The organism is Prevotella sp. P5-64 (genome assembly GCF_002251285.1).
In the GTDB taxonomy this organism is placed as follows: Bacteria; Bacteroidota; Bacteroidia; order Bacteroidales; family Bacteroidaceae; genus Prevotella.
The window spans coordinates 1-24,769 of sequence record NZ_NPJK01000071.1 but is presented as its reverse complement, the minus strand read 5'-3'; the positions used below and the strand labels follow the sequence as shown (position 1 = coordinate 24,769).

The 24,769-nt window shown below is 43.8% G+C and carries 20 protein-coding genes and 1 other RNA gene; 13 read left to right on the top strand and 8 right to left on the bottom strand.

All coding sequences use genetic code 11. The features are described 5' to 3' along the window. Window positions 1–78: 78 nt before the first annotated feature. Window positions 79–837, top strand: a complete 759-nt coding sequence (kdsB, locus tag CIK87_RS12610) for a 3-deoxy-manno-octulosonate cytidylyltransferase (RefSeq protein ID WP_022311504.1) — start codon at window positions 79–81, stop codon at window positions 835–837. A 60-nt stretch (window positions 838–897) separates the two neighbouring features. On the opposite strand, the gene CIK87_RS12605 is transcribed toward kdsB, so the two are convergent. After that, window positions 898–3,189, bottom strand: coding sequence for an NADP-dependent malic enzyme (locus tag CIK87_RS12605; protein ID WP_094387459.1), 2,292 nt, complete (start codon window positions 3,187–3,189; stop codon window positions 898–900). 131 nt (window positions 3,190–3,320) lie between these two features. Between CIK87_RS12605 and CIK87_RS12600 the strand changes: the two genes are divergently transcribed. After that, window positions 3,321–3,944 carry a TetR/AcrR family transcriptional regulator gene (locus tag CIK87_RS12600; protein ID WP_022311506.1) on the top strand — a complete coding sequence of 208 codons (624 nt, stop codon included), beginning with the start codon at window positions 3,321–3,323 and terminating at the stop codon, window positions 3,942–3,944. On the opposite strand, the gene CIK87_RS12595 is transcribed toward CIK87_RS12600, so the two are convergent. Beyond that, complete coding sequence (locus CIK87_RS12595) at window positions 3,941–6,151, bottom strand: bifunctional (p)ppGpp synthetase/guanosine-3',5'-bis(diphosphate) 3'-pyrophosphohydrolase (RefSeq protein WP_094387458.1); 2,211 nt, start codon at window positions 6,149–6,151, stop codon at window positions 3,941–3,943. The two genes, CIK87_RS12600 and CIK87_RS12595, sit on opposite strands and share 4 nt — an antisense overlap. Before the next feature lie 318 nt (window positions 6,152–6,469). On the opposite strand from CIK87_RS12595, the gene CIK87_RS12590 reads away from it, so the two are divergent. The 3 genes from CIK87_RS12590 (at window position 6,470) to CIK87_RS12580 (ending at window position 9,808) form a co-directional block, all read left to right on the top strand. Further along, window positions 6,470–7,654, top strand: coding sequence for a sugar MFS transporter (locus CIK87_RS12590; RefSeq protein WP_022311508.1), 1,185 nt, complete (start codon window positions 6,470–6,472; stop codon window positions 7,652–7,654). 145 nt (window positions 7,655–7,799) lie between these two features. Next, on the top strand, window positions 7,800–9,356 hold the full coding sequence (locus CIK87_RS12585) for a DUF4301 family protein (protein WP_094387457.1): 1,557 nt from the start codon (window positions 7,800–7,802) through the stop codon (window positions 9,354–9,356). A gap of 62 nt (window positions 9,357–9,418) precedes the next feature. Further along, window positions 9,419–9,808 (top strand): rhodanese-like domain-containing protein, encoded by a 390-nt coding sequence (locus CIK87_RS12580; protein WP_254046042.1) that lies wholly within the window; start codon window positions 9,419–9,421, stop codon window positions 9,806–9,808. Window positions 9,809–10,358: 550 nt separating this feature from the next. Here CIK87_RS12580 and CIK87_RS12575 read toward each other — a convergent pair. Continuing rightward, window positions 10,359–10,766, bottom strand: coding sequence for a YkvA family protein (locus CIK87_RS12575; RefSeq protein ID WP_094387478.1), 408 nt, complete (start codon window positions 10,764–10,766; stop codon window positions 10,359–10,361). A 51-nt stretch (window positions 10,767–10,817) separates the two neighbouring features. Continuing rightward, window positions 10,818–11,211: RNase P RNA component class A (rnpB, locus tag CIK87_RS12570), an RNA gene on the bottom strand. Window positions 11,212–11,553: 342 nt separating this feature from the next. Between rnpB and CIK87_RS12565 the strand changes: the two genes are divergently transcribed. From CIK87_RS12565 to CIK87_RS12545, 5 genes are all read left to right on the top strand, one after another. Next, the gene (locus CIK87_RS12565) at window positions 11,554–13,011 is read left to right on the top strand and encodes a Do family serine endopeptidase (RefSeq protein ID WP_022311513.1); all 1,458 of its coding nucleotides are present in this window, start codon (window positions 11,554–11,556) and stop codon (window positions 13,009–13,011) included. A gap of 155 nt (window positions 13,012–13,166) precedes the next feature. Continuing rightward, window positions 13,167–14,030, top strand: a complete 864-nt coding sequence (locus tag CIK87_RS12560) for an RNA polymerase sigma factor RpoD/SigA (protein ID WP_094387456.1) — start codon at window positions 13,167–13,169, stop codon at window positions 14,028–14,030. 11 nt (window positions 14,031–14,041) lie between these two features. Next, on the top strand, window positions 14,042–14,512 hold the full coding sequence (locus CIK87_RS12555; protein ID WP_094387455.1) for a hypothetical protein: 471 nt from the start codon (window positions 14,042–14,044) through the stop codon (window positions 14,510–14,512). A gap of 18 nt (window positions 14,513–14,530) precedes the next feature. Then, window positions 14,531–15,424, top strand: a complete 894-nt coding sequence (locus tag CIK87_RS12550; RefSeq protein WP_022311516.1) for a hypothetical protein — start codon at window positions 14,531–14,533, stop codon at window positions 15,422–15,424. A 151-nt stretch (window positions 15,425–15,575) separates the two neighbouring features. After that, window positions 15,576–16,379, top strand: a complete 804-nt coding sequence (locus CIK87_RS12545) for a gldB family lipoprotein (RefSeq protein ID WP_022311518.1) — start codon at window positions 15,576–15,578, stop codon at window positions 16,377–16,379. Here the strand turns inward: CIK87_RS12545 and CIK87_RS12540 are convergent. Then, window positions 16,358–17,269, bottom strand: a complete 912-nt coding sequence (locus CIK87_RS12540; RefSeq protein WP_094387454.1) for a TIGR01212 family radical SAM protein — start codon at window positions 17,267–17,269, stop codon at window positions 16,358–16,360. The two genes, CIK87_RS12545 and CIK87_RS12540, sit on opposite strands and share 22 nt — an antisense overlap. A gap of 93 nt (window positions 17,270–17,362) precedes the next feature. On the opposite strand from CIK87_RS12540, the gene CIK87_RS12535 reads away from it, so the two are divergent. Beyond that, entirely contained in the window at window positions 17,363–19,567 is a 2,205-nt protein-coding gene (locus tag CIK87_RS12535) for a S9 family peptidase (protein WP_094387453.1), read from the top strand. Window positions 19,568–19,675: 108 nt separating this feature from the next. On the opposite strand, the gene CIK87_RS12530 is transcribed toward CIK87_RS12535, so the two are convergent. The 3 genes from CIK87_RS12530 to mtaB are packed head-to-tail and all read right to left on the bottom strand — an operon-like array spanning window position 19,676 to window position 22,790. Continuing rightward, window positions 19,676–19,945, bottom strand: coding sequence for a PqqD family protein (locus CIK87_RS12530; RefSeq protein ID WP_094387452.1), 270 nt, complete (start codon window positions 19,943–19,945; stop codon window positions 19,676–19,678). A 14-nt stretch (window positions 19,946–19,959) separates the two neighbouring features. Beyond that, window positions 19,960–21,453: a glycosyltransferase gene (locus CIK87_RS12525; protein ID WP_094387451.1), complete on the bottom strand. Its 1,494-nt coding sequence runs from the start codon at window positions 21,451–21,453 to the stop codon at window positions 19,960–19,962. Further along, on the bottom strand, window positions 21,450–22,790 hold the full coding sequence (mtaB, locus tag CIK87_RS12520) for a tRNA (N(6)-L-threonylcarbamoyladenosine(37)-C(2))-methylthiotransferase MtaB (protein ID WP_094387450.1): 1,341 nt from the start codon (window positions 22,788–22,790) through the stop codon (window positions 21,450–21,452). The genes CIK87_RS12525 and mtaB overlap by 4 nt, the downstream gene beginning before the upstream one ends. 340 nt (window positions 22,791–23,130) lie before the next feature. Here mtaB and CIK87_RS14515 point away from each other — a divergent pair, with 340 nt between their 5' ends. Together CIK87_RS14515 and CIK87_RS12515 are read left to right on the top strand one after the other, a co-directional pair. Next, window positions 23,131–23,292 (top strand): hypothetical protein, encoded by a 162-nt coding sequence (locus CIK87_RS14515; protein ID WP_173823503.1) that lies wholly within the window; start codon window positions 23,131–23,133, stop codon window positions 23,290–23,292. A 125-nt stretch (window positions 23,293–23,417) separates the two neighbouring features. Next, complete coding sequence (locus CIK87_RS12515) at window positions 23,418–24,335, top strand: FimB/Mfa2 family fimbrial subunit (protein ID WP_144008223.1); 918 nt, start codon at window positions 23,418–23,420, stop codon at window positions 24,333–24,335. Window positions 24,336–24,769: the final 434 nt, after the last annotated feature.

Below are 24,769 nucleotides of genomic sequence, written 5' to 3'. Positions count from 1 at the left end.
CAAAATTAGCAAAAAACGATGATACGGCAAAATATATTCTTAAAAATCACTACCTTTGCATCTATAAAAAACCAAATTATGACAAAGTTTATTGCAATCATTCCCGCCCGATACGCCTCTACCCGTTTTCCGGGCAAACCATTGGCAATTCTCGGTGGAAAACCAGTTATTCAAAGAGTTTACGAACAGGTTACATCTGTATTGCCCCATGCATACGTGGCAACAGACGACCAGCGCATTTTTGATACGGTAGTTAAATTTGGTGGAAATGCCATTATGACACGGAGTGACCATAAGAGTGGCACCGACCGCATACAGGAAGCTCTCACCAAAATCAATATTGATGCCGATGTCGTTGTTAACATCCAGGGTGACGAACCATTCATCCAGCAAAGTCAAATTGAAACTCTATGCAAATGCTTTGACGATGAAGATACCCAAATAGCCACCCTTGGCAAACCATTTACAACAATAGAAGCCGTCGAGAACCCTAATTCTCCCAAAATCGTTGTAAGCAATAGTGGTTATGCCATGTATTTCTCACGAAGCATTATACCCTTTGTCCGTGGAGTAGAGAAACAGGAATGGATTAACCGCTATCCCTTCTTAAAACACCTGGGCATCTATGCATATAGAAAAGAGGTACTTTCGCAAATAACCAAACTTCCACAATCATCATTGGAAATCGCAGAGAGTCTGGAACAATTAAGATGGCTTCAAAACGGATATAAGATTAAGGTTGGAACAACCTCTATTGAGACTGTCGGCATAGACACACCCGAAGACCTCGAACGTGCAGAAGCATTCCTTGCCCAACACGAGAAAGACAACAGATAATTATTACATAAACGGCCATCTGAAGTTAATGCAGATGGCCGTTTATTCTAAGATAATTGCTTATTTGTTTTTGTTTATAATTTTTTGAACATACGCGTCAATCACCGCCACCGCAGTAACATTCACTATGTCTCGCACCGAACTCTCAAAATCTGTAAAGTGAATCGGTTTGTTCAATCCCATCTGAATCGGACCTATAATTTCCGCATCAGGATCAAGGGCCTGGAGTAGTTTGTAACTACCATTGGCGCTGCTCATATTTGGGAAGACAAGCGTATTGACATCCTTTCCTTTCAGACGGGTAAATGGATATTTGTCATCTCTTAATTCCTTATTCAGAGCAAAATTCACTTGCATTTCTCCATCCACTTTCAAGTTGGGGAAATCTTTCTGGAGTTGCTCCACTGCAGCATGAACTTTCTGGGGACTACCTGCGTCATCCGTTCCAAAATTAGAGTAACTGATCATGGCAATGACGGGTTCTACATTAAAGAACTTAACAGCATTAGCGCTCAACTTAGCAATATCATAAAGCACATTCTGGTCCGGATGTCGATTAATCAGCGTATCAGCTATAAAATACGTACCTTTCTTAGTATTCAGAATATGCATAGTGGCAAATGTGTTGTACTCGGGACGTATTCCAATAACCTCTTTCGCCACCTTGATAGTATTGGAATACTTGGTGTAAAGTCCGGTTATAAATGCATCGGCATCCCCCTGCTCCACCATAGACATTCCAAAGTAATTACGCTCATACATCTTGTCGTATGCCTCTTCAAAAGTATATCCTTGACGTGCACGTTTCTCTGCCAAATGCTTGGCATAAGTAGCTCTGCGGCCCTGCTCTTTATCGGCGCGCATATCCACAATCTCTATATTTGCAAGGTCGAGCTTCAAGCGATTGGCCAGGCGATTCAGGCGGTCAGGGTTACCAAGCAAGATTGGCTGGCAGATTCCTTCTTGACGGGCCTGCACTGCCGCCTTCATCATCGTTGGGTGTCCACCTTCCGCAAATACTACACGTTGAGGATGCAAAGCTGCAGTGGCATGCAGATTACGAGTGAGCTTGGTCTCCTGACCTAACATCTGCCGCAAATGATCCTTATATGCATCCCAATCCTTTATCTCCAGACGGGCCACACCACTTTCTATAGCGGCTTTAGCTACAGCGGCACTAACATCCGTAATCAATCTGGGGTCAACGGGCTTCGGTATGAAGTAATCAGGACCGAATTCCAATTCGTTTACGTGATATACCTCGTTGACGACATCAGGAACAGGCTGCTTGGCCAAATCAGCTATTGCGTGTACAGCAGCCATTTTCATTTCTTCATTTATGGCGCGCGCATGCACATCAAGCGCACCTCTGAATATATATGGGAAACCTATTACATTGTTTATCTGATTAGGATAATCACTTCTACCTGTTGACATCAACACATCTGGACGACTTGCCATGGCATCTTCGTAGCTGATTTCAGGCACAGGATTTGCCAGAGCAAAAACAATAGGACTTTTCGCCATCGAACGTATCATGTCCTGAGTAAGCACATTGCCCTTGGACAGTCCCACGAAGACATCGGCACCCTTTATAGCTTCTTCCAGAGTATGTACATCTCTGCGCTCGGTTGCAAACAATGCTTTCTGCGGAGTCAGTTTTTCTCTATCGGTAGTAATCACGCCCTTTGAATCAAGCATTACTATATTCTCACGGCGTGCGCCAAGTGCAACATATAGTTTTGTACAGCTGATTGCTGCTGCTCCCGCACCATTGACAACGATTTTTACCTTGGCAATATCCTTGCCAGCAACCTCCAAGGCATTTTTCAGTCCCGCAGCGCTGATAATTGCAGTACCATGCTGGTCGTCATGCATTACTGGGATATCAAGGTTTTTCTTCAAACGCTCTTCTATATAGAAACACTCGGGAGCCTTGATGTCCTCAAGATTAATACCACCAAATGAAGGGGCTATGCGCTCAACTGCCTCACAGAACTTTTCCGGGTCTTTCTCGTCAACTTCGATATCAAAGACATCAATACCTCCGTAGATTTTGAATAGCAATCCCTTACCTTCCATAACTGGCTTTCCACTAAGGGCGCCGATATCTCCTAATCCAAGAACTGCCGTACCATTAGAGATAACAGCCACCAAATTACCTTTGTCGGTATATTTGTATGCATCGTCCGGATTGTTCTGGATTTCCAAACACGGGAATGCTACACCTGGCGAATAAGCCAAGCTCAAATCAGTTTGAGTATGAAATGGTTTGGTTGGTTTAACCTCAATCTTTCCAGGTCTGCCATTTTGGTGATACTCCAAAGCGGCCTCTTTCGTAATCTTTACCATCTTTATCTTAGAGTTTATTTATGTTACCATCTGAAATAATAATGTGACAAAGTTAACAAAAAACCCACAAACAAGGACAAGTTTTTATCTTTTTTTTATACTTTTGCATTTAGAAAATATATAATGTCATCATGGCAAACGAAACGATTTACAGAAAGGAACTTAAAGGCAAGATTCTCAAGACCGCAATGGAGCAGTTTCTCCTGCATGGTATCAAGAAAATCAAGATGGATGACATTGCCAAGATACTTGGTATTTCAAAGCGCACGCTATATGAAATCTACCAGGATAAAGAGCAATTGTTATACGAAGGTCTATTAGAGACCGAAGAACACATCGACGCCTACCTGCTTAACTATGCCCAAGGAGGAAAGCGCAATGCCGTCGAAATCCTGATGGAATCGTATTACATACAAGTTGACGCATTCTCCCACATTAATCCACAGTTTTTCATAGACATACCCAAATATAAGACAGTAATGGAGATGCACGCCAAACGACGTAAGGAGCGCGAAAAGACCATTAGTGATTTTTTCCAATGGGGCATTGAAGACGGGTACTTCAGGCAAGGAACCAACTTTGCCATTATCACTGAAGTTGTACAAAACGCCATGACATATATTATCGAAACGGGCATGTACAACAAATACTCCTTTCAGAGTATCTTCGACAATACCATTCTTGTATTTATCCGCGGTATGTGTACGGAAAAAGGCATACAAATTGTGGATGAGAAATCAAGCCGAAGGCGTTAAAGTCGGGCCACCGACTTAACGCCTTTTACTGTTTGCAACTTCTTAATCAGGCTTGCCATGCGCGATGTGTCATCTATCATTACGACCAGATTGCCGCTGAACAACCCGTCATGACTGTCTATATTGATACTCCGCATGACAATGCGTTCTTCCTTTGATATAATATTAGTAATATTGCTTACTATACCTATATCGTCATTGCCGATAATACGTAAAGTCACGCTATATTGGGAGTTGCCCTTTCCACTCCAACGCGCCTTTACAAATCTATAACCGAAACGCCTCCTCAATTCAGGGGCATTAGGACAGTCTGTACGGTGAATCTTTATACCACCATTAATGGTGACAAAACCGAAAATATCATCACCATAAATAGGACTACAGCATTTTGCCAGACTGTATTCTATGCCTTTCAGATTGCGGTCAATTACCAGGACATCGTCATCATTCCCTTTAGACTTGAAATCAGTACCATCATAATTGAACTCTTCCGCAGACTGAATCTGGCGTTGCTGCGCCATAGCAGACTGATGGTCGCGCAGCTCTACATATTTCTCAATAATGGTGTTGATGTCAAGTTTCCCATCAGCCACATTTCTATAGAAATCAGAGCGCTCCTTAAATCCCATCTTTTTGATAAGGATATTAACAAGCGTTTCATCTATCTCAATCTTACGATTCTTGAACCTGCGCTCAAGCATTTCTCGGGCGAGAAGTCCCTCTTTAGCCTGAGTCTCCTTGAGCGCCAACTTGACCTTGGCTTTGGCCTTTGGCGTCTTTACGATACCCAACCAACTGGGCTTGGGCCTCTGATTGTTTTGCGTCAGAATCTCTATCGTATCACCGGAATGCAATGTCTCGCGTATAGACACGATACGCCCATTAAGACGGGCACCAATACAAGAATTACCGACAGCAGTATGTACATAATAAGCGAAATCAAGTACGGTGGCACCTTGTGAGAACTTGAACAGATCGCCCTTGGGCGTAAAGACATAGACTTCCTCATCCTGCAAGTTCATCTTGAACTGATCCATAACCTGCAGGTCATCACCGGCTTCAAGCGCCGAACGGATACTGGCAAGCCAGGTATCCATATTGCCCTCGCTCTTAACGCCTTTATAGCGCCAATGGGCGGCAAGACCATGCTCGGCAATATCGTCCATGCGTTGAGTACGTATCTGCACTTCCACCCACTTGCCTTCTGGGCCTAACACCGTGATATGAAGACATTCATATCCATTGGACTTTGGCATACTCAGCCAGTCTCTCAATCGTTTGGGATTGGGCTGATACATATCGGTAACGATAGAGAATGTCTGCCAGCAGAGCATCTTTTCCTTGTCTAAAGGCGAGTCAAGGATGATGCGAATGGCAAAGAGGTCATATATTTTATCAAAGCCACATTGCTGCTTCTTCATCTTTTGCCAAATGGAATGAATGCTCTTGGTACGACCTTTCATATGATAGACGAGACCAGCCTCATCCAGTTTAGCCTTTAGAGGAGTGATAAAACGCTCAATGTAAGCATCGCGCGAACGCTTGGTAGCATTAAGGTTCTCCTTTATCATATAATAGGCATCGGTCTCAAGATATTTCAGACTCAGGTCCTCAAGTTCACTTTTCAGCTTATACAGACCTAACTTATGAGCCAATGGCGCATATAGATAACTGGCCTCCTCGCTTACTTGGCGTTTGGCTTCAAGATTAGAATTGTCACGAATCTGCCTCATCAACGTCACGCGATCGGCAATCATGATGAGAATCACGCGCATATCTTCAGCAAAAGACAGCAGCAGATTACGGAAATTTTCGCTTTCTATTACAGGATTTTTCTTATACAAGTCATGTATGCGGCACAGACCATGCAGGATGCGTCCTACATTATCACCGAAGAGCGAGGTAAGGTGGTCAATGTCCTCGTTACCCCCAATCACTTCCTCATAGAGCAGAATGGCAAATACGCCATCACGCTTAAGCCCTATCTCTGTTACGGCCAGCCAAGCCGTCTGTAGGGCATGCAGAATGGGGTTGAGACCGAACATATCACGCTGGATACGTTGGCTGTTGATGGCTTGCTCTATATGCTGGCGCATCAGCTGTTCGTCACCGGGAGCCAGCGAGTCGGCTATGGCCTCCCGTATCTGAAATATCAGTTTTATCGCTGCGCTGCGCTCGTTATCCGAAAATGCAAATACATCGTTCATACGTATGTCTTCTCTATATAATTAGTAATCCTTTATGGTGTCCATATCTGCTGTCAATGCACCTGTAACACACCAAAGTATAGGGTGCAAAGGTACGTCTTTTAGCAGAAACGGCAAAGCAAAACCGTAGGCTTTTTACGGCTGTTTGACATAAGTTAATGATTAAGGGAAAAAACTTAATATAATTCGTCTGTTTCTCCCGACAAACAGTTAACTTTGCAGCACACGTCAGAAATCATCGCTATCCTAATATAAATGCAGAAATACGAATGCAATATAGCAGGAATACATTGGAAGATAAAACAAGTAGACAAAAACATGAAGAAAGGAAAAGATTACAGGAAGACCAAACGGGCTTGCTACCTTGGTTTTGTAACACAGGCCATCGTGGCCAATTTCACCCCTCTACTATTCATGGCCTTCCACCATGAGTACAAGATACCTATAGCCAGTCTGGCGTTGATTCCTGCTGTATTCTACATCATCCAACTGATTACAGACTTGCTGTGCGCCAAGTTCAAGAACATCAACTACCGCAAAAGTATCATCATCTCTGGGATAACATCAGCCACAGGCTTGATGGGGCTGGCATTTCTGCCAGAACTATTCCCCAATCCGCTGGTGGGAATACTCCTCTGTGTATGCGTGTATGCCATAGGTAGCGGGTTGATAGAGGTGTTGTGCAGCCCCATTATCGAGGCTTGCCCTTTCCCAAACAAGGAGGGCATGATGAGCCTGCTCCATTCCTTCTACTGTTGGGGAGCCGTGGGAGTGATAGTCGGCTCTACGCTTTTCTTTTCCCTATTCGGATTGGACCACTGGAGGTTTCTGGCCTGCCTATGGGCATTGATACCGCTCTACAACATCATCAATTTCGCGACATGCCCTATTGAACCCATTGTGCCCGATGCCGAGAGTATGAGCATGGGTCAACTGCTGCGCAATGGAATGTTCTGGATATTCCTACTGCTGATGGTAGCTGCCGGAGCCTCAGAAGCCACTATGGCACAGTGGACATCGGCCTTTGCCGAAGCCTCTCTGGGAGTAGAAAAGGCGATTGGTGATCTGGCTGGTCCCTGTGGATTTGCCTTTTGTATGGGTCTCGGCCGTCTATGGTATAGCAAGAAGGGACAGAATCTGGACCTGTCCGCCTATATGACATGGGCCGGGCTTCTGAGTCTGGTCGCTTACCTGACAGCTTCTTTAGCCTCTGTTCCGCTACTGAGTCTGGCCGGCTGCATGGTCAGCGGTCTGGCTGTAGGCATCATGTGGCCGGGTTCCATCAGTCTTACATCGGCACGGATACCCAACGGCGGTACTGCTCTTTTTGCCCTTCTGGCCCTTGCCGGCGATGCCGGCGGCACTTTTGGGCCATCTCTTGTGGGGCTTTGTACCCATTTTACAGGCGACGATATACATGGTGGCATTTTGGCCGCAACATTCTTCCCCGCTCTTCTGGTCGTATGCCTGCTCATTCTTCGCAGAAAAAGCGCCAGGTTATAACTCCAGCCCATGAAGATACCACCCGCCAGAGAAATAGTTTTTACGACATAAGCCGTCAATATACTGAAAAAAAACGCCCAAAACACTTGGGCATATCAGATAAAGTACCTAAATTTGTCATATAATTATTAAAATATCAAAGATAATGCTAACACAAACAGATCTTAACCAGATATCCCAGAGAGGGATAAGCGAAGAAAAAGTAATGGGGCAACTTCACCAGTTTGAGAAGGGCTTTCCATTTCTTAAATTAGAAGCCGCAGCCTCTATCGAAAAAGGCATTCTTGCCCTTGACGAGGTAGAACGCCAGCATGCCATTGAATCTTGGGACGAATACAAGGCTCACGGACATCGTGTAGTTAAATTTGTGCCCGCATCCGGTGCAGCCAGCCGCATGTTTAAGGACCTTTTCGGATTCCTTACTGCCGAATATGACACTCCTACCACTGAGTTTGAACACAAGTTCTTTGACAACATTCCCCACTTTGCTTTCCGTGAATCCCTGTGCGACCAATGCAAGAAGAATAATGGCAAGGGTGTACGTGCCCTGCTCAAGGAGGAGAAATATAAAGATGTCGTTGCCAATCTGTTGGAGGAAAAGGGACTGAATTATGGACAACTGCCCAAAGGATTGCTTTTGTTCCACGCCTATGCCGACGGCGCTCGCACACCTATGGAAGAACATCTGGTTGAGGCCGCACTCTATGCAGCAAGCAATGACGAGGCCAATGTCCATTTCACCGTCAGCCACGAGCACCTACCGCTCTTCCGCAAAAAAGTAGAAGATTGCATTGCAAAGTACGAAGCCAAGTATGACATAAAGATTAATGTATCATTCTCTGAGCAGAAGCCATCGACAGATACCATTGCGGTCAATACAGACAACACCCCATTCCGCAACGATGACGGATCATTGCTTTTCCGTCCGGGCGGACATGGTGCGCTCATCGAAAACCTCAACGACATTGACGCCGATGTTGTATTCATCAAGAATATAGACAATGTTGTGCCTGACCGCCTCAAAGGCGACACCGTACTTTATAAAAATGTATTGGCTGGTGTACTGGTTGAAAACCAGAAGCGGGCTTTTGAATATCTTGAGTTGCTCGACAGCGGCAACTACAATCATAAGGACCTTGAGGAAATCATCCGCTTTGTACAGCGCGACCTTTGCTGCCGCCGTGCCGATATCAAGGAACTCGAAGATGCAGAACTGGTAAGTTATCTGAGAAGCAAACTCAACCGCCCGATGCGCGTCTGCGGAGTAGTCAAGAATGTAGGCGAGCCTGGTGGTGGTCCTTTCCTGGCTTACAACCAAGACGGCACCGTAAGTTTACAGATATTGGAATCGAGCCAGATAGACAAGTCCAACCCCGAGTATGTCAAGATGTTTACCGAGGGTACACATTTCAACCCAGTTGACTTGGTTTGTGCCACCCGCGACTATAAAGGCAACCACTTCCATCTGCCCGACTACGTTGACCACAACACCGGCTTCATCAGCAGCAAGAGTAAGGGCGGCCGCGAACTGAAAGCACTGGAATTGCCTGGCCTTTGGAATGGAGCTATGAGCGATTGGAACACAATTTTTGTGGAAGTCCCACTCGACACATTCAACCCCGTAAAGACCGTCAACGACTTGTTGCGTCCGCAGCACCAGCCTGCTGAAGGAGAAGTAACACATAGTTGCCACCACGATTAAAGACCTACCATTAGCGGCGACTATTTCAACAGAGATAGTCGCCGCATATTTATCTATAATTAATGATGAACAGATATATGACACTCCTGACCATGCTATGCTGCCTGTTGGGATGTAAAGCCCAGAACGGCACCTTCCGCAGTTTACCCGCAGAAGAATTTGCAACAGCCATTGCCGACACGTCTATTGTGAGATTGGATGTGCGGACTGCAGCCGAATTTGCCGAAGGCCACATTGCACATGCCATCAATATCGATGTGCTCAAAGACGATTTTGAGAAACAAGCCCTTAAGCAGTTGCCCAAAGGTCAGACCATTGCCGTCAACTGCCGCAGCGGAAAGCGCAGCAAAACCGCCGCACGGATATTAGCCGGTCATGGTTACAAAGTGATAGAACTTGATTCGGGATATTTGGGATGGATTAAGGCCAAGCTGCCAGTTACTACCAAATGACAAGGCCACCATACTCCCCCATTCCGCTCACAGTTACGGCCATGCCAGAAGCACCCCAAGACAGCATGCCATAAAGATAGGCCACAACACCACTTTTATCAGACAAGCACAAGACAACTCCTTATTCACATATAAGGAGTTTTATTTTTCCCCAAGGCCCTCATACGCCAACAGTCCGTGCCATCCTGGATATCAACAGCCCCATATCGAAGCAACAATCCATGGACCAAAAACCACCCAAGGAGTGGAAACAACTCTCCCACCCGTCAAAGACGGCCATAATCACACAAATCTATATTGCAAGACTTGATTTATTCTTTGCAGACTTAGATCTGTTCATTGCAAGGTTCGAATCATCCGTTTCAAAACTTGCAAATAACTATAATCTGCCCATAAGAAAAACCATCGACAAGATAAGCGACGCCAGATAGGTTGGCTTACAGTCAAAAGGACAAGGTATGGCCCTTGCCGAAATGCCACTCCAAACGTAGGGACAGAAAAAAGCCACAAGCATGGAAACGGCTTGTGGCTATGGATGTTTGAAATAATTCTATACAGGAGTATCTGTGGGGTCGTCGCGGAACAGGTCGTTAATCTTCGAGGTTTCATCTCCGTCAAACCAGGTAGCCAGCTTGGCCTTAGCCTTGTCCTTGACATCCTCGGACACTTCGCCCCAAATCTTATGAAGCACATAGAGCAACACAACGAGGTCGTCGCCCAATCCTGCTATAGGGATCGCGTCGGGCACCACATCCAAAGGAGAAATAAGGTATCCGAGCGCGCCGACAATCATTGCCTTGTCTTTGAGCGACACCTTATCGCTCTGCAAGGTATAAAACAAAATCAATGCCACGTAAACCAACTTGGCACCGGCACGCTTGGCCACGCGCTGAATCTTTTCAACAAACTTGCTATTCGAAAACTTGTCCTTATAGCTCATGAAATCGGGAAGTTCGATATTTGCCATATCAATGTTCGTTTTATCAGTAATAAATCTAAAGATTAAAAGAAAGGCAGTTTCCTGATAAGCCGGGTTCTGTATCCACAAGTGGAGCCCTGTCATTTATCTAGTCTGCAAGTCACCTCACAGCTCAAGCATTCTACCCTCCGCCGTTGTCAAAGACATCAAGCGAGCAGCTTTCAGACGACGGTTTACATGAACTTGCAACCTCCAGGAAGTACAGCTCGACGATCACCCGCCGACTGGTAGTCTCTTACACTACCTTCTCACCCTTTCCCGACACATACGCTGTCGAAACAACATATAGTATCATGGTGGTTATTTTCTTCTACTTTCCCCTACTGTCACCAATAGCTTCTATTTTCGGAAGTGGAGCGCTCTGCGTTGCCCGGACTTTCCTCTCGCCCTCGCAAAAGAGCCAGCGGCAGGGCCGGGAAACTGCCTTTCTTTCTGCAAAATTAAATTTTTTTCATGAAAAACCACAACTATACTTCAAAAAAATCACTTTTTACCTCGTTTATCAGCCAAATAGCTTGCTATTCTTATGCTCCAGCCCTCCAAAAACAGCATTGACAAGGATAATAAAAAGATGTAAAAATCGTGATGATGGCGCTTAATAGCCGTTAAGTGGGCAAATAAAAGTGTTAAATTGAAATAAAGCGGACTGCCAAAATGGCAGTTTCACAAACTTTGGGAGTATATTTGCAGATATAATTACAAAGAGGATTGACAACCTCAACCAAAAGAAAGAACAAAATAAACATAAGATTAAAAACAAACGAGTATGAAAACGTATTCAAAGTATCTTTTTGGGGCCTTGAGCATTGTTGCCATAGCTCTCTCTGCCGGCTCTTTCATCAAAGCCTATGCCACACCAGCCAGTGTAGCCATTGCTGGCCAGCCGGTAGATTTAACCTATGCCGCCGAGAAATCATTGCCGGCGGTAGTACATATAAAATATGTGCAGAACTCCAAGGTGCAGACGGTGGAAGTTCCAAGCTCTCCATTCGATGATTTCTTTGGCGATTTCTTCGGATTCGGCCAGGGCAACGGAGGCAAGCGCAAGCAGCAGATCCAGACTCCTAAGAAGCAAGCTACCGGTTCTGGTGTCATCATCTCTTCCGACGGCTACATCGTTACCAACAATCATGTAGTTAACGGAGCCGACGAACTGACTGTGACCCTGAATGACAACCGCGAGTTCTCGGCACGCATCATCGGCACTGACCCCTCTACCGACCTGGCACTGATTAAGGTCAACGGCAAGGATTTACCCACCCTCCCCATTGGCGATTCCGACAAGCTGAAGGTGGGAGAATGGGTGATAGCCGTAGGTAATCCCTATGGATTGAACAATACTGTGACAGCAGGTATCGTAAGCGCCAAGGCACGCTCGCTGTATGCCCAGCAGAATGGCGTGGAGAGTTTCATACAGACCGATGCGGCCATCAATCCCGGTAATTCCGGCGGCGCCCTGGTCAATACCAAGGGAGAATTGGTCGGTATCAATGCCATGCTATATTCTCAGACAGGTTCGTTTACTGGTTATGGTTTTGCCATACCTACCACCATCATGAACAAAGTGGTAAGCGACTTGAAAGAATATGGAACCGTTCAGCGTGCATATCTCGGAATCACCGGTGGCGACCTGCTGAACCAGATCAACGCGCTCAAAGACAGTGGCAAAGATGCTGATTTCGGCACAAACGAAGGTGTCTATGTGTCTAAGGTGGATCCCGACGGCGCTGGCGCCGAAGCCGGACTTGAGGAAGGCGATGTCATCATAAGTATCGATGGAAAGAAGATTGGCAAGATGGCTGAACTCCAGGAGCATATGGCCAACAAGCGTCCTGGCGACAAGCTCAGCGTAACCTACATTCACAAGAAGAAGAAAGTGACCAAGACCGTCACTCTCAAGAATGCGCAAGGTACAACCAAAGTGGTAAAGACTGCTGACTTGGATGTATTGGGCGGTTCGTTTGCACCGGTCAACAAAGATACAAAGGAACAACTTGGCATCAACTATGGTCTCGAAGTAATCAAGGTGACCGATGGTCCGCTGAAGAAGAAGGGAATTGAAAAAGGATTCATTATCCTTCAGGCCAATGACACTCCCATAAAGGCCATCAACGACCTGCAAGAGACTGTCAAGAAGGCATCGACAAGCAAGGACCCCGTACTATATATAAAAGGTATATGGCCCACTGGCAAACGTGACTACTTTGCAATAGAAGTAAATTAGGATATATAACAATTCAGTTACCAACGAGTATAATGGACGCAACTCCAAGCCAGACAAGCTCAGAGTTGCGTCCATTTTGTTAAATAAAAACGAAAATACTTGCATATATAAAGCAAAAATACTACATTTGCAGAAAAGTGACAAACAATAGCTTTATGAGACAACTGAAAATCACAAAATCAATAACAAGCCGCGAGAACGCCTCGTTTGACAGGTATCTGCAAGAAATCGGCCGTGAGGAATTGCTAACGGTTGAAGAGGAGGTCGAGCTGGCTCAGCGCATCAAAAAGGGCGATCATAAAGCATTGGAAAAGCTCACCAAAGCCAATCTAAGATTCGTCGTTTCTGTGGCCAAACAATACCAGAACCAGGGACTGAGTCTCCCCGACCTTATCAATGAAGGCAATGTGGGACTCATCAAGGCTGCCGAAAAATTTGACGAAACCCGAGGCTTCAAGTTCATTTCGTATGCTGTGTGGTGGATTAGACAAAGTATACTGCAGGCAATAGCCGAAAAGAGCAATATGATAAAGCTCCCGCTCAATCAAGTTGGAGCCGTCAATAAAATATCCCACGCATCCAGCGTTTTCGAACAAGAGCACGAGCGCCGTCCGAGTCTCAATGAAATGGCCGATGAGCTGAATATGCCGGAAGATAAAATCGAAGATGCCTTCAAGGCAACCAGAAGACACGTTTCGGTTGATGCCCCAATAAATGACGACGAAGGCAACAGCCTACTTGACGTTATTGCAAGTGATGAGGGTGCAGAAGCAAACAATGAACTGGTTGCGGAATCTCTAAGAGAAGAGATTTGCAGAACATTGAGTGTTCTCAATGACAGGGAGCGCATCATCATCAAATCATTTTTTGGCATCAATCAAGCAGAACAGACCCTTGAAGAAATCGCCACAAAGTGTGGGCTGACTCGTGAAAGGGTAAGACAAGTCAAAGAAAAGGCTATACGTAAATTAAGAAATAATACAAAGAGTAAACTTCTAAAGAGTTATTTAGGAAGATAAAAGAAAGAACAATGAACAAAATTATTACCATTACACTTATTCTGATATGCGCAATTGTTTCAGGTAATGTAAGCGCTGCCAACAAGAAGAGTGACATTTATGCATTTGGTTTTTCGGCATCATTTAATGATTCAACGGTATATTTTACAGATATACAGTTGGTTAAAGATGTAACTATCGAGCACAAAAGCCATTTTCTGGAGAACCGGGACTTATATTCAAAACAGTTGAGTCAGCACCTTTCGGACCAAGGAATGCCTGCGAGAGTGTGCGTAATTTTCTTTGATGCCAAACTCAAGAATATAGAGAAGCAGTTTACCAAGCTCAAGAAGAAGTATGCCAAGAACGGGAAATACGAACTGAAATATGTAGGCGCCAACGAGTTCCAATTCAAGGCAATAGAATCAGACGAAGAGCAACAGACCGAAAGCCCAACCAAGAAGACAAAGAAAGCAAAGAAGAACAAGAAAAAGGATAAATAAAGTACGACTTCCCGAACTATGAACAGCAACTACTGGTTCTCGATAGCCGAGCTGACTATTAAGCTCATCTTCAAAGAGGATGGGCTTAATAATTTGTCTCTACTACCCTCTTTTTCTCCATTTGAGATTGCCGAACCCTCCAAAGAGGACAACCTCTTTGAGCTTACCATAGATGACAAGACCGCACCCATTGCAAAAAGTGAACGGGTACGCATAAAGACCATTGACACTGGCAATGGCAACATCATAGTTGACCAGACAAATGATGGAAGACACCAGTTTATCATCAAAGACATTAATGGAAATAGTTGTTGCCTATTGATTGCCAACAAAGAGTTTTCCGTCTGCCAGTGCGCACTCAACGGCAACTATGACATGCGTAGTTTCGGTCTGAACAATGCCATCATGATTGCTTATGCTTTTGCCAGTTGCAAATATAACACCTTATTAATACACGCATCCCTGGTAAGGCAAAACGGTTATGGATATGCATTTATCGCTAAAAGCGGTACCGGAAAGAGCACACAGGTCAGCATGTGGCTCAAACACCTTCCAAACTGCGACCTGATGAATGACGATAACCCCATTATCAGAATTATAGACAACGTTCCCGTAATCTATGGAAGTCCTTGGAGTGGCAAGACTCCATGCTACCGCAATATCAAAGCCCATTTAGGAGCAATAACTCAAATTGACCGTGCACCGCAAAACAGCATAGACCGATTATCCCCTATAGATGCACTGGTAAACTTTATCCCAGCATGCTCAAGCATCAGGTGGGATGAGAATATCTACGATGACATTATAAAAAATATTACCCAGGTAATAGAAAAAACGCCATTCTATATATTGCATTGCCTGCCCAACAAAGAGGCTGCCGTTATCTGTAACAAGACCATTTCGCGCACTTAGCATAAATCGTGGCATACTTACCACGCAGAAGTATAACGGTTTTTAATAAATATGCAGATTTATTGGGCTGCTTTTTATATTTTTTATACATTGCCTTTGGTTTTATTCATTTTTTTACTATTTTTGCAAGTGAATAAGGGAGAATTAGCAAGTGAGAAACCGTATCGCCACCATATTACTGTCAGCTTTGCTCTTCGTTTCATGCGAACCAAAGATTAAACCTTTTGAAGATGACCTTCAAAAGGGCAACATCACGATTGCCAGATATGACAGATTGCAAAGCCGGTATCTCACGACCGGTGATTATTCTGCCTTGCAGGAAATGAACACAGAATACCCTGTAGAGACACGTACTCTCATAGAAAAAGTATTGCAGATTGGCGAGGTGGTTGAGCCTGACATAAGTTCCAAATACCTAAGATTTTACCAAGACTCCACACTGCAGATTCTCATATCTGACACCGAAGCCGAGTTTGCTGATATGGATGACTTGAACAAGGATTTCAGCAAGAGTTTTTCCAGACTACGTAAAAGCCTGCCCAACATACCACTTCCCAAGGTCTACGCCCAAATAGGCGCTTTGGACCAAAGTGTCATCATTGGCAACAAGAGTATCGGTATCTGTCTGGACAAATATCTTGGTATCAACTACCCATTGTACAAAAAGTACTATTCATACCAACAACGTACAAGCATGACCCGCGCATACATTGTACCGGATGCAATGGTTTTCTACCTGCTCAGTTTTTATCCCCTGTCAAATATAGACAAGCGCACTCAGCTTGAAAGAGATTTACACATCGCAAAAATCATGTGGATTACGAACAAGGCGCTCGAGCGGAAAATCTTCCAAACGAAATATGTGCTGCTGATTGACAATTATATGCGCAAGCACAGAAGCAGAACTGTCGAGCAACTGCTCAGTCAGGATGATTACACCACCTTGCTTCCTTGACAAATGTTGTTCTTCTCGAGATATTTGTTAAGAAGATGTACAAACTCATGATTCTTCAATCCCCATTTTGGGGCCAGAAGCATCTCGCCAGGTGACTGGCTAAGAAAGCGCTCCAGAACTATATCTTTGCGCAGTAATGGCAAGTACTCTCCTATCAATTCGATATATTCTTCGACACTGAAAAGATGAAAAGGAGCCTCTGAGTATTGTCGCGCCATACATGTACCTTTGATAATCTGCAACTGATGCAGTTTGAGGATATCCAGAGGCAAGTCAGATATCACGGAGGCTTGTCGCAAGATTTCTTCCCTATCTTCCCCTGGCAGTCCAAGTATAATGTGAACACCTACAAGAATTCCCCGACGATGCACGGCTTCTATGGCATTGACGCTATCTGCAAAGGTATGCCCCCGGTTGACCAGCAGTAGCGTCTCGTCATTAGCACTCTCCACTCCCAATTCAACGATTACGAAGGTTCGCCTATTCAGTTCTTCCAGATAGTCCAAAATCTCTGGCGACAAACAATCCGGACGAGTTCCTATCACAATACCCACCACATCCTCGTCACTCAGAGCCTCCTCATACAGTTGCTTAAGCCTTGGCACAGGAGCATATGTGTTGGAATAGGCTTGGAAATATGCGAGGTATTTCATATCCGGATACTTACGAGCAAAGAATGCTTTCCCCTCCTCCAACTGTTCTGTTATACTTTTACGGCTATTGCAATATGATGGGTTAAATGTATGGTTGTCACAAAATGTACAACCTCCACGCGAAATCTTCCCATCCCGATTAGGACAAGAGAAACCTGCATCAACCGATATTTTCTGAACCCTAAACGGGAAGCGGCGGCGTATCCAAGCGCCGAAATCATTATAAGCCTGCTGCATAGTATGCAAAATTACAAAAAAACATCAATTTCAGACTGATAATAACGAAGATTTTGTAACTTTGCATATAGTCATATACATATAATCACCAATATGAGAAAACAATTATTAATACTTGCAGTTCTTGCATTGACCTGTACAGAACTGACCGCTTCAAAAAAGATGGACATCAAAACCATTGCATCCGGATACTTTTCCGCAAAGATCATCCAAGGAATTGACCCCATACCTGGTACAGACCAGTATGCACGCATCAGCGATGATGGCAAACAGATTATACAAAACTCATTTAAGACCGGCAAACAAACGGCCGTTCTTTTTGATGTCAACAAGACCATAGGCGAAAAGATAACAAAGTTCGACGGATACATTTTATCGCCCAAGGGTGACAAATTCCTCATACAGACAAATACCGAGAAAATGTACCGCCACTCTTTCAAGGCAGACTATTATATCTATACGATAAAATCCACAAAACTGGAGCGTCTTTCCGACGGCGGCAAGCAGCAAGTTCCCCTATGGTCGCCAGACGGGAACCAGATTGCTTTCGTCCGCGACAACAATCTGTTCCTCATCAAGCTACTATACGACAATGCGGAGAGCCAGGTCACAAAAGATGGCAAATTTAACGAGACCATCAATGGTATCCCCGACTGGGTCAACGAAGAAGAATTTGGCAACAATCGCTCTTTCTGCTTTAACGGGGATGGAACTATGCTTTGCTGGATAAAATACGATGAAAGCAAGGTGAAATCATACTCTCTGCAAATGTTCAAGGGCAAACATCCTACTCGTAATGAATATAGCACCTATCCTGGTGAATATTCATATAAATATCCTAAAGCCGGAGAAGACAATTCTGTTGTCAGTGCATGGAGCTTTGACATAAAGAGCAGACAAACCAAGAGACTTAACGTTCCTTCAGATAATGACAGCTACATGCCAAGAATAAAGATGACCAACGACCCTCATCGGATAATTGTATACACCATGAATCGTCATCAGGATGAACTGAATTTGTATGCCGTCAATCCGAGGAGCACTACAGCCCAGCTGCTTATTAAAGAAAAAGCAGATTGCTATATACAAGAACAGGCCATGGCAGATATTATCATTGGGCGGAGCACTATCCTCTTGCCAAGTGATCGTGACGGTTATATGCAGATTTACCTTTACAATCAGAATGGTACAATGATAAGAAAAATCGGTGACGGCAAACATGACATTACTTCCATATATGGATATAATGAGGAGAATGGAGATGTTTATTATCAAGCAGCTGCATTAAATCCACACGACCGCCAAGTATTTGTTTCTCATAAAAACGGCAAAGTAGAAAGACTGACCGACCAGGAAGGATGGAACAGCGCTATCTTCTCTGGCGACTATCAGTTCTTTATCAATACATGGAGCAACTACAACACACCTTATACATTCACATTGCGTTCACAGAAAGGCAAGGTTTTGTCCGTGCTGCTCGACAACAGCAAGCTAAAGGTCAAAATGGCAGAATATGGATGGAGCAAACGAGAGCCATTTACATTCACTACTTCTGAAGGAATATCTCTGGATGGATGGATGTTAAAACCGAACAATTTCGACCCATCTCACAAGTATCCCGTTATCCTGTTCCAATACAGTGGCCCAGGCAGCCAGCAAGTGGTTGATTCTTGGAAAGCCGGTTCATTAGGCAACGGCGGAGCATTTGACCAATATCTTGTTCAGCAAGGTTTTATTGTAGTATGCGTAGATGGCAGAGGCACTGGTGGTCGAGGAGCCAAATTTGAAAAATGCATTTACCAACAGATGGGCGTCCTTGAATCAAAGGACCAGGTAGAAACTGCGCTTTGGTTAGGCAACCAAACCTATATCGACAAACAGCACATAGGCATTTGGGGATGGAGCTTCGGAGGTTTTAACACCCTCATGAGCATGAGTGAAGGCCGCAATGTCTTCTATGCCGGCGTAGCTGTCGCACCTCCTACAGACTGGAGATATTATGACACCATCTATACCGAACGTTATATGCGTACTCCCAAAGAGAATCCGCAGGGTTATGACAACTCACCTATAGGATGGGCCAACAAACTTAACGGAAAATTGCTGATTTGCCATGGATTGGCCGACGACAACGTTCACCCACAGAATACATTTGAATACACAGAATCGCTGATAGAAGCCGACAAAGATTTCTCCGAACTGTTGTACACCAACCGCAATCACAGTATATATGGTGGAAATACGCGCAATCACTTAATGAGACAGATTGCCAACTTCTTCATCACCAATCTCAAGTAACAGTATTACCACTGGCAATAGACAACAAATGCCCGTTACATCGTTCAACGCTTGTAACGGGCATTATTATTGTCTGGCAGTCAGTTCAAAGCCAAGGCATTGATTGCGTTAAATCTCAATGATACCACATTTGAACCATTGATTGGCCAGTTCCTTGGCATCTTCCAACGCCACAGCTTCTTCAACCTCATATTGTTCCGTGAGCAGTCGGGCCATCTCCTCTACCGTGAAGTCTTTTCCGTCTACCTGTTCCCAGAGATATGCCGAACTGGCATTCATACTGATGATATCACTAAAGTCAATATTCTCTACGCCTTCAGCCAGCAATATCTTCTCTCCACATACTTCGCGGAGCTTGAATCCTTTCTTTGTTCTCATATGCAATTATATTATTAAATGGGTTTAAACATTTTCAACCAAACACGCCGATAGAAAGCCAACAGATATCTTCGACATGGCCTAAGCAGCATCCATATAATGGAATACAGCCCCCACTTGATGCCATTCGTCTTGTCGATGGCAGAGCGCCCCTTGCGATAGAAGCCGACTACAAAACCAATGATATCACTGCGTTTGCAATGCTCCGGCACCAGATTACCATCACCCAGCAGGGTTATTTCATCTCCTTTGATTTTTACTATACGATGTAAGACATAACCTCCTTGCGGAAGCCTGGCCAAGACTGCATCGCCAACGGCAATATGACAAGCCTTAATGAGCAAAGCCTTATCTCGATTGTCTTCAAGGAACGGGCGCATACTGTAACCCCTTAATTGTAGCGTAACCGTATGCCCCTCATTAAGGAGCGCCTCTATTTGTGGTAGCAGAACAACATTAGGAAACTGCTTTGTTCCTTTGCTGACAGAAGGATGCAATCTACTAAACTCTTTTTTACGATGAAAATAATACTGCCACAAGATACTATAAGAAGATCTCACCTGGACATCCGGAGCGCTTTCCTGTCGAAGCTGAATTTCCTGACGTTCGGAAAGAAATTGTTTCTTCCATTTGTGAAAAGCACGACGAGCTTTAACTACAGCCTTGAAGTCACCCCAGCTACGATTAAGTATCAACATTTGGAATGCAGCAAGGTAATCAAGCCACCATCTGACAGCCATAACATGTCTTAAGTCCTTGTCGGGCAAATTCTTATAAAGCATCGTAAGGTTGTTGCGGAAATTCAAGAAGGTCTTTCTGGGATTGCTTTTATTCAGAGTGCCACCACCTACATGGAACACCTTGCTCTGTGGAATACAATACAATTTGCGTCCCATCAATCGCAGGCGCCAACACATATCGATTTCCTCACTATGGGCAAAGAAGCGACCATCCAAGCCGCCTACAGCCCAGTAGTCCGAGCTTCTAATAAGCATACAGGCTCCTGTTGTCCATTGGATTTCCATCGGATTGTCATATTGGCCCTTGTCATACTCTATCGTATCAAATATGCGGCCACGACAATAGGGATAACCATACTTATCAATGAATCCGCCACAAGCACCCGCATACTCGAAACTATGACGATCGGAGATGGAGAGAATTTTAGGCTGGCATGCTGCCACATCATGATTTGCTTCCATAAACCACAACATCGGCTCAATCCAATCAGATGTCACTTCGACATCCGAATTCAGCAAGAGATAATACTCAGCATCAATCTGCTGCAGAGCTTTATTATATCCGTCAGCGAAACCATAATTCTTATCCAATTCGATAACACGCACATCTGGAAAATCGCTCTTCAACAGTTGAAGCGAATCGTCACTCGATGCATTGTCCGCCACAAAGACGACACTATCGGCGATAAGATTGGACTGTAATATGGGCAAGAAGCGTTTCAGCATATTCCGCCCATTCCAATTCAATATAACAATGGCTATTTTCATATCAATTCCGCCTTTAGAGCTGATTTGTCGTGGTTGAAATCACCCAATCTCACACGCAGAATCTGGTTGTCATATTCGGCTTTAGCATCTTTGGGGGATAGTTCTACACGAATATAATTTTCTGTAAAACCATGCATGAATCTGCCACGAGTAGATTTCTCAAACAATACATCAACTTCCTTACCGATGTTTCGGCTATAGAAGTCGATGGTTTTGCTATCGCTCAGCGCCAAGAGTCTGTTACACCGCTTTTTCTTTTCAGCATCATCGACCACATAGGGAATCGAAAGCGCTGAAGTTCCTGGGCGTTCAGAATATGGGAATACATGCAGCTGAGTGACATCCAATCCATCAAGAAAATCATAACACTCTTCAAAATGTTCAGGATGTTCTCCACGACATCCGACCATCACATCTACACCTATAAAGGCATCAGGCATAAGTCGCTTGATAAGATTGATTTTATGAGCAAAAAGTGCTTTGTCATAACGACGATGCATCAGACGCAATACATGATCAGAGCCACTCTGAAGAGGTATGTGAAAATGCGGCATGAAAGCACGACTTTGTGCACAATACTCTATCAGTTCGTCGTCCAGCAAATCGGGCTCCAAGCTGCTGATACGGTATCGCTTGATACCCTCGATTTTATCCAGGGCCTTTACCAAATCGATAAATCGCTCTTTCGTGGTGGCTCCGAAATCACCTATATTAACACCCGTAAGCACAATTTCCTTTCCACCTTCGTCAGCTGCCTGCCGTGCCTGCTCCACCAAAGATTCGATAGAAGGATTACGCGAAAAACCACGGGCATAAGGTATAGTACAATACGTACAGAAATAACTGCAACCATCCTGGACTTTCAAGAAATAGCGAGTTCTGTTTCCTCGCGAACAGGAAGGCTGGAATGTTTTGATATCCTTGGTTTTGACAGAATGATATATATGTAAATGTGCACCATCCGTCCGGTTACTCCATGCATCGGATAAGAACTGCACAAGGTTTGCCTTCTCATTACTGCCCAAGACCAAATCCACCCCATCAATATTGGCAACCTTTTGAGATTCAAGCTGGGCATAACACCCCGTCACAATCACAAATGCATGAGGATGTTCCCTTACCATGCGACGAATTATAGAACGGCACTTACGATCGGCAACATCTGTAACCGAACAGGTATTTACGAGACATATGTCGGCACGCTCACCTTTTTCAACAGTACCGACACCCATAGCTTCAAGCGTCTTTGCAAAGGTGGACGTTTCGGAAAAATTCAACTTACACCCTAAAGTATAGTAAGCTGCCTTTTTCCCTTGGAATGCAGATGTATCTATCATATTAATTAATTATAATGCAAAGTTAGCAAAAACTTTAGAGCTATTTGACTGATTTGGCATCAATTTTAATGATTGTATACAAAACACTGGCCAATAATCCAGTAACCGAGACCACATTTTTCAGCTCCAAAAGAAGGTTTTTTAGATGATATGAATCAACTCGCAGAAAATTAACCTTATTTCACAGTTTGTAATAAATTGTATTTCAGTCGTTTTCAAAAAAGTTACAATTAACACTAAAAAAAAACTCAAAAAGATGAACAACCTATTGAAAAAATATGTACCTTTGCAATGTTTTAATAAACAAATGATTGTTTTACAGATTTAAAAAGCAAAGAAAATGAAGAAATTAGTTTTGATGTTCGTAGCTATCGCTGCTATCTCTTTCGCATCTTGTGGTAACAAAACTGCTGAGCCCGTTGCTAACGCAGACTCTGACACTGCAGTAGTTGACTCAGTTGTTGCTGATACAGCAGTTGCTGATAGTGTAGTTGCTGAGTAATTAGCACGAACTAAAGGAAATGGCCGCTTGGAACATTGTTCTAAGCGGTTTTTTTGTTCATTATCCTATTTTTCTACTATCTTATCTACCATTACTACCAGTTTATCAACTATAAAACCGCCGAAATGAACAAGCCACCCTCTTTTATATATGCTTGGGTAACACAAAAAATACTGATTGTATGTTCGTTGCTCTTTTTAGCTGGATGCGAAAAAGCAAATATCCCCAATAATGGAGAGGACTCTCCTGGAACAGAAATCCAAAATGGCCGAAAGGTCAAAGTCAATATCACAACAATTGATGATTTGACTGACCTGAAGCAAGTTTGCACACGCATCAGCTATTGTGTTTTCAGTAATAATGGTAAACTATATTCCATAAGGCACCAAAGTATCACCGACAAAGACTTTGGCTCACCTACGCTTACTATAGAAGATGGACAATATCATTTAGTGATTATTGCACATAATGGACTGGGCAATATCAGCGTTGAGTCAGAAGAAAAAATCAAGTTCAAAGACAACAAAATTACAGACACATTTGCCTGTTCTACCAACATTGATGTAGAATCAGATAAGACTATTTCTGTTGAACTTGAACGTATTGTGGCCAACATACGTGTTACCATACCCGATCCCATGCCCAAAGAGGTGAAGCAGATGGAATTCTATTACACGGGTGGAAGCTCAACCTATAGCAGTTTATCCGGATATGGGTCTGTCAACTCTCGACAGACGGAATACCGCAATGTAACCGATGATATGATTGGCAAAAATTCAGAATTTAATATATACACATTCCCACGAGACGAGAATGGAGAGGTAAAACTAACCATTAAAGCTCTGGATAAAGACAAATCAACCGTCAAAAGCATCCAATACGAAGACGTACCTATTTCCAAAAACACGTGCATAATAATAAACTCCACACTGTTCAAAGGAGATAATACTGGAGGGGGAAACGACGATAACATAAACGTTAAACCAGATATCCATATCCCCATCAATAGTAGCAATATAACTGATATAACAAACTGCTACTAACACACCAATATCATCGCTTTAGGCTATAAGTTACTGATTAAAGTTCATATACATTAATGATAGGGTTGGATTCCGCGCTTGGAATTCAGCCCTATCTTTTGTCCTTGTCCGTTCGAAAGCAACTGGAATCCTGCAAAAAGAAGCCGCATTCATCATCTTTCTAATGGTACTTAGAACTACGTTTCCGATTGCTTCGAAAAAAGGCAATACAGTGCCAAAATTCTAAACTAACAAGGTTTACCAAGAGGTTGGTCCCTTTTGTCTAACCACTACTTAACCCAAATCGGTCATTAGAAAAAGTTTCTTGTCATTTTCTAATGACCGCCATTAGAAAAACAGCTTTGTATATGCTTGATTTATAAATATTTACTAACTTTACCACGAAAAAAAGAATATACTCCGATGCGAAACTGTGACATAAAGTTTGTAAATAA